At 46.8% G+C, this 12980-nt stretch carries 15 protein-coding genes; 10 read left to right on the top strand and 5 right to left on the bottom strand.

Going from position 1 to position 12980, the window contains the following annotated elements; translation table 11 throughout:
• Window positions 1-435: 435 nt before the first annotated feature.
• Both QFZ77_RS07915 and QFZ77_RS07910 read right to left on the bottom strand, forming a co-directional pair.
• The gene (locus QFZ77_RS07915) at window positions 436-2112 is read right to left on the bottom strand and encodes an ATP-binding cassette domain-containing protein (RefSeq protein ID WP_307438262.1); all 1677 of its coding nucleotides are present in this window, start codon (window positions 2110-2112) and stop codon (window positions 436-438) included.
• Complete coding sequence (locus QFZ77_RS07910; RefSeq protein WP_307438260.1) at window positions 2103-2942, bottom strand: ATP-binding cassette domain-containing protein; 840 nt, start codon at window positions 2940-2942, stop codon at window positions 2103-2105. Before QFZ77_RS07910 ends, QFZ77_RS07915 begins: the two co-directional genes overlap by 10 nt.
• A gap of 118 nt (window positions 2943-3060) precedes the next feature.
• Between QFZ77_RS07910 and QFZ77_RS07905 the strand changes: the two genes are divergently transcribed.
• Both QFZ77_RS07905 and QFZ77_RS07900 read left to right on the top strand, forming a co-directional pair.
• The gene (locus QFZ77_RS07905) at window positions 3061-3672 is read left to right on the top strand and encodes a biotin transporter BioY (protein ID WP_307438258.1); all 612 of its coding nucleotides are present in this window, start codon (window positions 3061-3063) and stop codon (window positions 3670-3672) included.
• Window positions 3673-3921: 249 nt separating this feature from the next.
• A complete protein-coding gene (locus QFZ77_RS07900) occupies window positions 3922-4749 on the top strand; it encodes an S-layer homology domain-containing protein (RefSeq protein ID WP_307438256.1) in 828 nt (275 codons plus the stop codon).
• Here QFZ77_RS07900 and QFZ77_RS07895 read toward each other — a convergent pair.
• Entirely contained in the window at window positions 4649-5131 is a 483-nt protein-coding gene (locus QFZ77_RS07895; protein WP_307438254.1) for a PDC sensor domain-containing protein, read from the bottom strand. The genes QFZ77_RS07900 and QFZ77_RS07895 overlap by 101 nt on opposite strands.
• 233 nt (window positions 5132-5364) lie before the next feature.
• Between QFZ77_RS07895 and QFZ77_RS07890 the strand changes: the two genes are divergently transcribed.
• The 3 genes from QFZ77_RS07890 to QFZ77_RS07880 all read left to right on the top strand — a co-directional run bounded on the left by QFZ77_RS07890 (window position 5365) and on the right by QFZ77_RS07880 (window position 7214).
• Window positions 5365-5778 carry a MarR family winged helix-turn-helix transcriptional regulator gene (locus QFZ77_RS07890; RefSeq protein WP_307438252.1) on the top strand — a complete coding sequence of 138 codons (414 nt, stop codon included), beginning with the start codon at window positions 5365-5367 and terminating at the stop codon, window positions 5776-5778.
• Between the two features lie 111 nt (window positions 5779-5889).
• Entirely contained in the window at window positions 5890-6732 is an 843-nt protein-coding gene (locus QFZ77_RS07885) for an SDR family oxidoreductase (RefSeq protein ID WP_307438250.1), read from the top strand.
• Between the two features lie 140 nt (window positions 6733-6872).
• Window positions 6873-7214 carry a YrdB family protein gene (locus tag QFZ77_RS07880; protein ID WP_307438248.1) on the top strand — a complete coding sequence of 114 codons (342 nt, stop codon included), beginning with the start codon at window positions 6873-6875 and terminating at the stop codon, window positions 7212-7214.
• 7 nt (window positions 7215-7221) lie between these two features.
• Here the strand turns inward: QFZ77_RS07880 and QFZ77_RS07875 are convergent, their stop codons facing one another.
• Window positions 7222-7518, bottom strand: a complete 297-nt coding sequence (locus QFZ77_RS07875; RefSeq protein ID WP_307438246.1) for a Rieske (2Fe-2S) protein — start codon at window positions 7516-7518, stop codon at window positions 7222-7224.
• A 183-nt stretch (window positions 7519-7701) separates the two neighbouring features.
• On the opposite strand from QFZ77_RS07875, the gene QFZ77_RS07870 reads away from it, so the two are divergent.
• From QFZ77_RS07870 to QFZ77_RS07845, 5 genes are all read left to right on the top strand, one after another.
• Entirely contained in the window at window positions 7702-8460 is a 759-nt protein-coding gene (locus QFZ77_RS07870) for a hypothetical protein (RefSeq protein ID WP_307438244.1), read from the top strand.
• A 101-nt stretch (window positions 8461-8561) separates the two neighbouring features.
• Window positions 8562-9257, top strand: a complete 696-nt coding sequence (locus tag QFZ77_RS07865) for a response regulator transcription factor (RefSeq protein ID WP_171645048.1) — start codon at window positions 8562-8564, stop codon at window positions 9255-9257.
• A complete protein-coding gene (locus QFZ77_RS07860) occupies window positions 9254-10819 on the top strand; it encodes a HAMP domain-containing sensor histidine kinase (protein ID WP_307438241.1) in 1566 nt (521 codons plus the stop codon). Before QFZ77_RS07865 ends, QFZ77_RS07860 begins: the two co-directional genes overlap by 4 nt.
• A 405-nt stretch (window positions 10820-11224) precedes the next feature.
• Window positions 11225-11557, top strand: a complete 333-nt coding sequence (locus QFZ77_RS07850; protein ID WP_307438239.1) for a winged helix-turn-helix transcriptional regulator — start codon at window positions 11225-11227, stop codon at window positions 11555-11557.
• A gap of 50 nt (window positions 11558-11607) precedes the next feature.
• Window positions 11608-11766 carry a hypothetical protein gene (locus tag QFZ77_RS07845; protein WP_200984434.1) on the top strand — a complete coding sequence of 53 codons (159 nt, stop codon included), beginning with the start codon at window positions 11608-11610 and terminating at the stop codon, window positions 11764-11766.
• 317 nt (window positions 11767-12083) lie between these two features.
• Here the strand turns inward: QFZ77_RS07845 and QFZ77_RS07840 are convergent, their stop codons facing one another.
• Window positions 12084-12821: a ThuA domain-containing protein gene (locus tag QFZ77_RS07840; RefSeq protein ID WP_307438237.1), complete on the bottom strand. Its 738-nt coding sequence runs from the start codon at window positions 12819-12821 to the stop codon at window positions 12084-12086.
• Between the last annotated feature and the right edge of the window lie 159 nt (window positions 12822-12980).

The following is a 12980-nucleotide window of genomic DNA, read 5'->3' as shown; positions in this document are numbered from 1 at the left end:
AGCGAAGGAGAATATGGAGCAGCAAGTGGAGTGAGAAGAGCTAGAGCATAAAGAAGAGCAAGAAGAAGAGCAAGAAGAAGAGCTAAAAAAAGAGCATAAAAAAGTGCAAAAAGAAAAACAAAAAAATCAAGGAGCAACCCCAAAAGTCATAAATGGAAAATTCAGCTTAGACTTTGTAAATTTCGCAGTCTGCTTGCTTCTTCCATTGGATTAAATCCAGTGGAAGTAGGGATTTGACGGCTTAAAAATCAATTCCATTGGATTTTTCCAGTAGAAACACGAATTTCGAAGCCTGAGAGTAGCTTCCATTGGAAAAATCCAATGGAAGTATGAATTTCGTTTTGAATACCGATTCAAATGTCCCTGAAGGTCAATAGGACTTAAAAGAGCTGTCCTTAAGTAGACATTATCTACATTTGGGACAGCCCCCGGAATTTATGATTGCATGTACATCAGTAATGAAAAACAAAAAATACCCGTGGCAACGAGAATTGTGTCCATACCTCGCCACTGCAAAGTGTTTTTCTTCAGCAGCAGCTGTTTGCCGTCGATTTTTTTCAGTTCCATCGCAATGGTCATTTGCTCAGCCTTATGAAACATAGCGAGCAGCAAGGGGACGACCAACGCCGGGATATCTCGTGAACGAACAGTACCCGGGCGGATTGATGCTTTGCCTCTGGCTCTTACGATGGCTGAGAACCGCTGCCACTCCCGCAGGATGAGCGGAATGAAGCGGAAAATCAAGGAAACGGCCAAAGAAAACGATTCAACCGGCAGCTTAACTTTGTGGAAATATTTCAAGGCCCAATTGAGCCCTTCCACGAGCTGACCATAAGGCGTCGTGACGGCTAGCCAATAGCCTGCCATAAGGACGAGAAACAACCGTGTTAACATGAGTGCCGTGCTCCAGCCACGCTCCGCCGAGAAACCAAGCGGAAACTGCCCTTCAGCGGTTGACCAGTCCAGCCCTGCCAGAAAGATCGAAATGAACATGAAGATCAGGAATGGCAGAGCGATCTTCATGCTGCCGCGAAGGACGGATCGCGGGAGGCCGAGAAACGCGAGGCTGAGGAGCAGCATGGATGCCGCGAGGCCGCTCCACTGCTGCTGCTGCATCGTCCCGATGACGAGCAGCAGGTAGAGCAGCCACTTCGCGCGCGGGTCCAGCCGCAGCCACACGGCCTGCGGCGGCTTCGAGGCCTCGCCAGCAGCTTCGCGCCTGGCCTGCGGGCTCGGCGCTGCCGCTTGCGGCGCCGGCCTAGGGCTGGCGCTGGCGCATCCGCGCAGCGCCTCTGCGATCGCCGGCGCGGCAAGCTCCGGCGTGAGCCGGTCCGGCGCTATGGTGATGCCATAGCGCGCCAGCTCTTTAGCGGCCTCCACGCAGCTCGGGAGGCCGACCCCCGCGCGTGTCAGCACCTCCGGCGCGCGGCAAAGCTCTTCCGGCGAGCCGTCGAAGACGAGCGCGCCGCGGTCTAGAACGAGGACACGGTCCGCTAGCGGAAAGAACGTGTCCAGGTCGTGCGTGGCGATGACGAAGCCGCCACGTTCGCGCACGCGAATGATGCGCAGCAATTCGCGGACGGCTGCCGCCTCTAAGCCGGCAGTTGGCTCATCCATGAGGAGCCAATCCGGCGCAGTGGCGAAGGTTGTGGCCAGCGCGAGCCGGCGCTGCTCGCCGCCGCTCAGCGAGAAGGGCGACCGATCCATGGCGATGACGCCACGTGGATCGAGATCAGCGCAAGCGGCGCGAATGCGGCGCTCGCGTTCGTCCGCCCCGAGCCGGTAAGGACGCAAAGAGTACGCGAATTCCTGACGTACACTGCGCGCGAACAGCTGCTGCTCGGGGAATTGAAATATCAAACCTAGACGCAGGAGATGGGCTTGGTCTACTTTTCGTTTGTGCCACAATGTCTGCTCATCAAGGGTAATTGTTCCTAAGGATGGTTCCAGAATTCCGGCCATGACCTGCAACAGTGTTGATTTCCCAGAACCCGTATGACCAATTAACAAGGTCAACGATCCATCCGACAATTTGAAGCTGATATCCTTCAGCAGTTGATTGTTAGGGTCATCCGGAGCATCTACCCGAATGTCCTGCAGAGCTATGGGCATAAGTTTGTCACCGCCTTGGCCAGCTCTTCCATATCTATCGGGAGGAGGTCAAGCTGACAACCTTGCTGCAGAAGACCAATGGCTGTCTTGACCACAAAAGGCGGATCAAACCCTAATTCCATACAGGGTGTCATGACCGATAATTCTCCCCCTTCCCCATAAAAAAACACTCTCGGCTCCCCATCAAAGGTTATCCGTCCCTCTCCGAAACCAACGACACGGGTGGCATCCGCCAATTCTTCCAAACGATGGGTAATCCACACAATCGTCGTTCCACGCTTATTCGCTTCACGTACCGCTTGGCGTACTTCCTTCCTTGCCGCAGGGTCCAGCATCGCGGTCGGCTCATCTAATACAAGAATCTTTGGTTGAGCAGCAAGCGCTGCTGCAAGATTCACCAACTGCTTTTGCCCACCGGATAACGTATTAAGCGCCCGCTCGATCGGGATCGTCAATCCAACGGCAGATAAGGTTTCAAAGTACCACTCTTTACGTGCTTCTGTGCTTAAATTCTGCCCATTCGGTAGGTAGTCCAGCTCTTCCTGAATCGTATCTCCAACAAACTGGGCATCTGGTATTTGCAGCACACCTCGGGTTAGCCTATGCTGGTCTTGTTTATGAACGAACTGCCCACTTGAGAGCGGACTTAAGCCCAGTAATACGCTGGCTAGTGTGCTTTTTCCGCTGCCATTGGGTCCTATGACGACAATCCACTCACCCTGACGAATATCCATGGAGATATCTGACCATACTTGCCTTCCTTCTCCCGATTCTGTTCGATAGATAACGGAGGCTTTCTCCAAAGAAGCTAAAATCTCTCTCTTTGTCATATGTAAAATGTTCCTTTCACTTTCACAAAAGATGTGCTATCATCTGAATTGTTAACCAACGTCGATATAATTGGTTGACAATACATTTACAATAACAGAAACAGGAGCGATGAACAATATGAAACTCACTCTCCGCGGCGTTGTTTTTAGCGCACTATTTGCCGCTATTCTCGTTTTATTCAGCTTTGCAAAAATTTCTCTTCCTTTGACACCTGTACCTATTACATTGCAAACACTAGCGGTTATGCTTGCTGGCGGATTACTAGGAGCTCGCTATGGATTCCTAAGCATGGCACTCGTTGTCGTCCTCACAGCCATTGGCTTTCCCCTGCTTCACGGGAATGGCGGTTTAGGTGTCGTCCTCGGACCTACTGGCGGCTTCATTATGATTTGGCCTATTTCGGCTATGCTTATCGGTCTTATTTTACCTCGTATTCGTGTGAATGGCATTATGGGTTACATCGCCGCCTTCTTAGTCCTTGAAGTATTCGGCTCTCTCATTCTGTATCTGGCCGGAGTTCCTTGGTTAATGTACAAAGTACCTACCTATACATTCGCCAAAGCCATGACAGCAGCGTGCTATCCATTCTTACTAGGAGATGCCATCAAGGCTGTGGTTGCAGCACTCATCATTGCTCCTGTTCGCCAAGTATTCCCCCCGCAAAGACTTACGGGCAACTCTTCACATAGCGTCGTTAAAAGTAATAGCCCTACAGATCTTAGCATTTAAGACTCTGAAAACGAACAACGGCCTTACAGACGTAGAAGATCTGAGCACATACTCAAATCTTTTACAGCTGTAAGGCCGTTTTTTGTATTGCTTTTCGAGTGGGGATATCAAATTTTTACGATTTTGTAATGTGCAGCACGGAATTTTTATTCGATTGTAATGCCCTGACAGGTAAACTAGGTTCTGTAGAGCGACAGCACGATGTAAACAACAGCGCAATCCAAACATCATCGAATAGGAGTGTTATATATGAAAAACAGCAAAAAGACATTAGCCGCATTAACGATTACAGCAACCGTAGGTTTATCAGCAATTCTTCCTTTCAATGCACTAGCAGCTAATCCTTTCACGGATTCTGCCAACACAGCTCAAGTTCAAACAGCGATTGAACAATTAGCACAGCAGCAAGTTGTATCCGGATATGAGAATAACACCTTCAAACCGAATCAGACTGTGACTCGCGCAGAGGTTGCCAAAATAGTCGCATTAGCGCTTCATGTGAGCATGGACCCAGCCGCGGCCAACCATTTTAACGATGTAATGAAAGGTGATTGGTTCTATTCCTATGCGGTTGCCCTTGAAACTCTTGGTGCAATGAAAGATACTTCCGGACAATTCCGGGGAGGTCAATCCATCTCTTCCGGTCAACTTGCAGACGTAATTGTGAACGTGTTAAAAGTTGATAAAGCAGCGGTTGAAAAGCTGCCAAGCTTTGCATCTATCACAGGAAGTCAAGTGACGCGAGGTCAAGCCGCTCTTCTGATCTTTGAAGTGCAGCAATTAGCGCCTATTCAAGTGACTAAGCTTCAAGCTTTGAATGCCATAACACTGCAAGTTACTTTCTCGGCACTGATTCCGGCAGCTGAATTGGAACTTGATCAAGCGTCCAAAAACTTTGTTTTTGACAACGGCCTAGCGATCAATAATGTTCCACGGTTAAAAACAGGTTCCAAATCCACCTACATCGTTCCAGTTCCTACCCAAAAAGCCGGGACAACTTATACGCTGACTTATAAAGGTAAGCCTGCTGGAACTTTTGTGCGGTTTGCACACGTTTGGTGTAGTCCCGCTCCTTGAGATCGGAGCTGATGAGTGAGTTATTCGCAGCCGAATGAGTCGCTTTAATGATTCCATTTTGATCAACGACGTAGATGCCCGTAAAGCCTGCCAAGTTTTCTTGCAGCGATTGCAGCTTCAGCGTTAAACTCTCTCGTGTTCTGAATGTAGCATCAGACGCCGTAATTGTGGCAGCTAACGTTTCTACCGCATTTCGATGATAGTACATGTAATCTTGGACGGCATCCCCCAGTCGATAGGTTGTCTGCCGCTGATTCTGATTGGACTCCTGCGTAATATGGGTAATTTGAGAAACTTGAAAACTGCCTAGAATTAGAATCGGAATCATCGCCATAATAGCGAAAGTTATGGTCAAATGTGATCGCATAGAATAATGTTTCAAACCATGGTTCCTCCACTCTAGCAACACTATTCTTTGATGTATTCATTAGCTCTATTTTACCATTAGCAAAAATGTAATCAAAATGACATCTTAAATTCATCTGATTTTAATGAAGTAAGCCTATAATAAAGTTCGACCCCCCTTTAAAATATATACTTAGACCCGCGGCCCGTTGCTGTGGGTCACTTTTTTGTTATAATGTATAGAAACTAAACAAAAAAGGGCGGCTTCCTATGGAAAATGACCAAGAATTGATTACGACCAAATTTCGCGAAATTAAAAATGTTATCTCCTCCTACTTGATGCAGGTTCTGCCTCACTTTCAGATTTCACCGATAATGATGTATGTCTTGGAGTTTCTACGCAAACACCCTGAATGCATCGCTGTGGATATCGCCAATGAATTTGGGCTAACTAGAGGAGCTATCACACAGCTGTTAGATAAGTTGGAATTGCAGGGTTTGGTCATCCGCAAGCCGCATCCCACTAGCCGCAGAAGTCAGCTCGTTCAAATGACGGATAAAGGAAATGAACTGATAATTAGCATTTTAGCTGCGTATAATAAAAAAATCGAACAGCTATTCACCCCCTATTCCAAGGAAGAATTGGCTTCACTCAAAAAGCTTTTAGAAAAATTGCCGCTATAATCCCAACGTTCCTGTTGGGATTTTTTATTTTCATCTTGACGAATTCGTTTAATCGATATATCGTTTAGTTCATAAACAGTTTAAAACATAAACACACAAGGAGTATTTTGAATGAATACAATTATAGCGATCACAGGAGCCTCATCCGGCATAGGATTAGCGACTGCATTGAAATTTTCTGAGATTGGTTGGACGGTTTACGCTGGCACACGCAACGTCGAACGCGATCAAGAGAAGTACGGCCATCAGGCTAATCTTCATTTTATCGAAATGGAAGTCACCAGCCCTGAATCTATGGAAAATGCGTTTGCCGTTATCGAAAAGAACCACGGTCACCTTGACGTTTTGTTCTGTAATGCGGGCTTTGGATTTTTGAGAGCCTTGGGGCAAGCGACTATGGAGGAGATTCATAACGTTTTTGATACGAATGTGTATGGGGTTATGCATACGATTCGTGCAGGGCTTCCGCTTCTTCGCAAGTCAGATGCTGGGCATCTGGTTGCAACAACTAGTGTCGGCGGCTTGGTCGGACAACCCTTTAATGAGATTTATTGCGCGGCTAAATTTGCCGTTGAGGGTTTGTTGGAGAGCTTAGCAACCTACTACAAACCGACATTTAATATCGATGTCACACTGCTTGAGCCCGGCGCGATCGCAACTAATTTTAACAGCACCGTCCTCGGTCACGTTCAAAAAACCGGCGGCATTCTTGAGGATGAATATAAGCCGATTATCACGCAGTATTTGGACACCTTCGCCAAACGGAATTCGGTGCCTCAAACGTCAGAATCGGTTGCAGAGGTGATGGTTAAATTAGTCACGGAGATGGATCCGAAACCCTTACGCATTCGAACATCGGAGGCTGCGGAAGCTTTCGTCCAATATAAAGTGAGTCAAGATCCCACTGGTCTGGACGGCATGCTCAACACACGTAAGCTGCATTTGAATAGGTAATAATCAAAACAAATACCACTTCGGAACGTAAAGACGTTCTGCAGTGGTATTTTTCAAATCCAAAAAAAGATTACATAAACTAATATAATTAGTTAAAATATTATCATCATTAGTCTTCCTATGAAAGGGAGTGTTGTCCTATGATGATCATGATGAAAGCCGCCAATTTAGGCTTACGTTTTCTGCTAGAACTTTGCATCCTTGCTTCCCTCAGCTATTGGGGATTTCACGTTGGCAAAGGAGGGCTGCTCAAAGGCGTTTTGGGCATTGGCACTCCGCTGCTTGCAGCCCTCCTATGGGGCGTGTTCGTTTCACCGAAAGCTTCAATAACCGTCTCTCAGCCTCTTCAATTTTTCATCGAACTCGCTATTTTTGCTATTGCCATTATTGCTCTTTACATAACTGGCAAACATTCTCTCGCTATTTGTTTCGCCCTTTTTTACATCCTTCATCGCATACTAATGTTTCTCTGGGAACAATAAATAGCGTTTACATTTGGGCAACGAGCAGCCCATCTTTTACAACAACGGTATACGCGGTTAGACCTTTCGAAGGCACGTTCAGACACACGCCTGTATGAGTATCGAATTCCCAACCATGCAAGGGACACACAAGCTCCCCACTTTCCTCTTCTACCAATCCCCCAGCATGCGGACATTTGCGCGACACTAAACGATAGCTCTCAGGTTCGTCGTTTTTCAAAATCCAATACTTTTGGCTTTCAATCTCAACTTCTGCGGGTAGCTCTGTGAAACGTTGTTCGGGGCCCAGTTCAATTTCTTTCATCCTAATCCTCCTAGCAAAATATTGATTACTTCCGTCTTATTAGTTTATCGCAATCCACATTCTTCTACACATAATTTCCCACAATGTTACGATAGGATGTCCATAATTTTTCGGTACAGTAAGGGTGTAAGGGAAATGAATAACATTCCCTACAAGTTACATATATCGAGAGGAGTTTTCAAAATGAAAACACAATGGAAAAAACGCGCAGCTCAAACTAGCTTGCTAGCCGTAATCGCAACTATCGCATTCGGAGCCGTAAGTGCATCCGCAGCAGACACGAACAAAGAAACGAAAACAATCCAAGGCATTCAAATCTCACAACCTGAAGGCAGCAAACCACTAATGATGTTCCGTACAACTAACGCAAGCTCAGGTTTACTGTTGCAGCCATCGCATGAGCGAAACTACTGGAAGCTGCTTGCCAGTACCTATGCACCAGAAACTTTATCCGATTGGAAGAAAGCGTTGGAAGATCGCAAACAGGTAGAAAATGAGTTTCCAAAACCTGCTTTTACAAAAAAAGTGATCTTTAAGAAAGATGCTGAGACGGGTAAAACAGATGAGAAAGTCCTGACTGAAGACGATGCACTTCAATTAGAAGGGCTCCCAGCTTCCGTTACTGCCGTCCCTGCTATTCCTTCTGTTGCCATCAATTCAGATGGTGTTATAACGCCGCCTACAAAAGATATCATGATCAAACAACTGGTTACCCAAGCACTTCCACTTGAGGGTGCAGTAGCTGGTGATATAATGAAAGCGGAGCTACCCGAATCTTTCAAACGCCAACAGAAATTAACGGAAGCAGTGGAAGCTGATGATACAGCGGCGATTAAAAGCCTATTGCCTGAATTGTTGAAGGATTATGTGAAGCAAACTGAAGAGCTACGCGAGTTAACGAAGAAATTGAAAACAGAAATTCCAGCACCTGCTGAGAAATAAAGATTGTTTAACTATTTGAATCTAGTGGAATCGATCGCATTTTTTGAGCTGATCGGCTCCACTTTTTCCCTATGTAGTCAGGAAAGTAGGAGATTATGCACATGTATCACATCTATCTGGTAGAAGATGAAGAGGATTTAAGAGGCGTCCTGGCAGCATATTTAGAGAAAGAGGGGTGGCAAGTGCGCTCGTTCCCCGACGGAACCTCAGCCCGAGAAGCAATCTCGGAGCGGCCGGACTTGTGGGTCCTCGATATTATGCTGCCCGGCGTGGATGGTTATCAATTGATGCGGGAAATCAAGGCGGATCAACCGATGCAGCCTGTTATCTTTATTTCCGCGCGGGATGCAGATATAGATCGGATTATTGGACTGGAGCTAGGCAGTGATGATTATCTGGCCAAGCCTTTTTTACCGCGGGAACTCGTGATCCGCACACGTAAATTACTTGAACGTGTCTATGGGGAACGACTCGGCGGATCTCTGGCAGCCGCTCAAGAACGCCGCGTGAAACTGACAGTAGGACCCTATCTGATCGATGAGCAAGGCCGCATCGTGACCGACGCCGATGGAACGAACCCGGAGCTTACGTCGAAGGAATTCGAACTGCTGCTTTACCTGGTGAATCACCATGGACAGGTGCTTGAACGTCAGCAGGTGCTTACTGCTGTCTGGGGCATCGATTACTTCGGTACGGATCGCGTCGTCGACGATTTGGTGCGAAGATTACGCCGTAAGCTGCCGGAATTGCGACTTGAAACCGTGTATGGTTACGGATATAGGATGGTGAAAGCATGAGAATGCGTCTGGGAAATTGGCCTCTTGCGGTCAAGCTATGGGGGGCGTTCGCCTCTTTGACACTTTTGATTTTCACACTGCTCGCTATCCTGCTTCCTTGGACATTGAAGGGATTTTTCACTGAGCAGCTGTATGATATTTTACTCGATACACAGAGCGGTCTTCGGGTGGAAAGCAGCAAAGCGGCGACTTTTGCAATCCCCGCGGAGCCAACCATTCAACTCCCGGTTCCCAGCTTTGTACAGGGCATACCTATGGACAAGCGCATTTTGGTCGTATCGAAAATGGACCTCAATGAAGTAAACAACATCCTCCCTAATTCAACTATGGGGACACGGGCAACCGCGACTCTTCAAGAGACATTTAGCGGACCAGCCATTCAGCATTTCATGATAAGTGGTACAGCCAGCAATCAAACATGGGCTACGAGCGCTGCCATTAGCGAGCCTTTCATGCAGGCTATGGAGCATGATGCCTTTGCACAACAGCTGCCTGTAGAAAAATATACGCGGAATATCGAGAACAAAAGTATCTTCTATGTGATTCGCAAAGAAGGTGATCTAGCTAAGCCCAACTTCATCGTCTCGTATGCTTGGGGAAACTATCGCAACGATCTCGTGATGACGATGTTTGGCCGGCTCATGCTGCTGATGGTAGGACTTATTGTCATCAGCTGGCTCCCCTGTCTGGGAATAGCTCGCTATTTCACACGTCCACTCGTTCAGATGGAGCGCCATGTCGGGCGGATGGCCGAACGTGACTGGCACGAGCCTATCACAACAAGACGTAAGGATGAAATTGGCCGGCTAGCCAAAGCGATTGAATCCATGCGGCAGCGGTTAGTGCGCCAGGATCGGGCGCAGCAGTTCTTCCTGCAGCATACGTCTCACGAGTTAAAAACACCTGTAATGGTAATTCGCAGCTATGCGCAATCCATACAAGACGGCGTTTATCCGAAGGGAACCCTCAATGAAAGCGTTGGCGTTATTATGAAAGAAGGCGAGCGGCTGGAGAAGCGGATTCGCGACCTGCTGCTGCTGAATAAGCTGAACTATTTGACGGCCAGAGAGAAGCCCTTTCAGCCTTTTGAGATCAATGCTGTCATTGAGGATGTGGTTGAGCGGCTGCGGTATCGTCGTCCTGAAATCAAGTGGGAGATGGATCTCACTCCTCATACCACACTAATTGGTGATCAGGAACAGTGGAAAATAGCCTTGGAAAATATGCTCGACAACCAGCTCCGCTATGCAAAAAGCTGCATTCGCATCCTGGTCAAATCTCAGACACTCGACAATGCGAATGCGATAAAAGGGCAACCCTCTTTATCTGAGTTTTGTATAAGTAATGATGGCCCGCTTCTTGATCAAGCCATCGCGGACAGTCTCTTTGAGCCCTTCCGCTCCGGCGGTGATGGCCAATTCGGACTTGGCCTCGCCATCGTGAAACAAATTATGGATCATCATGGCATGACCGTTCGCGCGGCAAACCAGAGAGATGGCGTATCCTTTTATATCGAGCCAGGAAAGCATGAGAATAAGTCGACCGTTCCCAAAGTTTCATAAGGACGAAAAAGCACAAGCAACAGGGAACCGATTCCTGGCCGCTTGTGCTTTTTTCCTTTGTTCCAACGGAAGCTCATTTAAGTAGCACGATTATGATTATTTTCAAGCTTGGCGGAAAAACCAGTGAGTACGACGGCAACTAGAACCATCAGTCCACCAATCCATGGTGTATGCAAAAGTCCAAAGAGTCGACAACCACACCGCCGATTATAGAATGATTGGCTCATAATATCCTCCTAGTTTATAATTGAAGTGAACGGCCGTACACTTTAACATTTCGGCTCTGAGTGCTATTATATTTGTATACGAACTTTTTGATTAGTACGCACTTTGAAGTAGTATAGATACATTTAAGGTATATAGGTACTATAAAGTACCCTTATTTTCAAAAGGAGGTTTACTACTATGGCCTATAATGTTCCAGTCGAAGCTACACTTGATGTGATCGGTGGTAAATGGAAAGTCGTCATCTTGTGTCATTTGGACAAAGGGGACAAACGAACAAGCGAACTTAAAAGGTTAATGCCCGACATTACACAGAAAATGCTTACTCAACAATTACGCGAGTTGGAACAAGATGGAATGGTGAAAAGAACAAGTTATGATCAAGTGCCACCGAAAGTGGTCTACTCCTTAACCGATTATGGTTGGTCTTTCAAGCCCATTCTCGATGCCATGTGTGCTTGGGGGGAGCATCATATGAAAGAAAAAGATATGGCTCCAATATTAACTCATTGATCACTGAGCTAAGGCGGTATTCAAGTAACTAATCTCAGGAGGTGTTTGCTTTGAAGATCATGATTTCAGCTTCGGAAGCAATGGAAAAAGGGGTCTGGTCGGAGATACTTCGTCTCTTTGGGAGAGATAAAGATGAGGAGATATGGCCACAGGAGGAATTTATTTTGACTGAGGAGCAGGCGCTAAAGCTGAATCTTATAAAGAAATAAGCACTAGAAAGAAGACCATCCAGAGAGTGGTCTTCTTTCTAGTGCTTCTAGAGTGAGCAGCCTCTTCACGGAAATATGCAGCCTTCTACCAAAGGTAGACTCCTTTATACGAACCTAGATCCCCTATTTATGAAAAATAGCCACTAATTCAATTTTACACATTTCTTCCACTTTAGCGGATCGTCGTTCCGTTAAGAGCAACTCTGCCAAAAAAAGGACCTCCTCCTAATGGCGGAAATCCTCATGGATACGTGTAACAACTATCGCAAAGCAAAAAAATGCCCCCGATCACCGGAAGCATTCCTATCACATCACAATTAAGCTTTAGCCTTTGCTTTAATCTCTTCAAGCGGCTTGTGGTTACCGTATTTCGGATACTCACGTGTGGATGGAGCCGCCCAGTGAACCGCATTGCTGATAACGCGGCGGATTTGCTCATTGTAGTATGTACGGTACGTCTCGTGTCCAGGACGGAAGTAGAAAATTTTCCCGTTGCCGCGGTTGAACGTGCAACCGCTGCGGAAAACTTCGCCGCCTTCGAACCAAGAAACCATGATCAGCTCGTCCGGCTGAGGGATATCAAAATGCTCACCGTACATTTCCTCTGCTTCAAGATCGATGTACTCGCCGATGCCTTCAACGATTGGATGACCTGGAGCAACAACCCAAAGACGTTCCTTCTCATCAGCTTCACGCCATTTGAGGTCACATGAAGTGCCCATTAGCTTTTTGAACACTTTGGAGAAGTGTCCGGAATGCAGCACGATAAGCCCCATGCCTTGCCATACACGCTTTTGAACGCGGTCTACGATCTCGTCCTGCACTTCGTTATGCGCCTTATGTCCCCACCAAATGAGAACATCTGTGTTATTCAAGACTTCTTCGGACAAGCCGTGCTCAGCATCATCTAATGTCGCATACGTGACATCAACTGCTCCGCTCAAACCTTCACCAATCGCCGTATGGATACCATCTGGATACGCTGTGCGTACGACTTCGTTTTCTTTTTCATGACGGAACTCGTTCCAAACCGTTACTCTAAGCTTCTGACTCATCTTCTTATTCCCTCCAAGGTAGCGTATTCATTCATACTTTTGAGTATAGTCACTCCCTCGCCGAAAATAAAGGCAAGATCCTGCCTAATTCTTATTCAATAGTGTCCTTCCCTTTCAAGCAATGATATACTCATTACTGATAATCCTTACATTTCACCA

Source organism: Paenibacillus sp. V4I3 (genome assembly GCF_030817215.1).
Classification (GTDB): Bacteria; Bacillota; Bacilli; order Paenibacillales; family NBRC-103111; genus Paenibacillus_E.
Note: the sequence above shows the minus strand (reverse complement) of the source record. Positions and strands in the feature narration are given on the sequence as shown.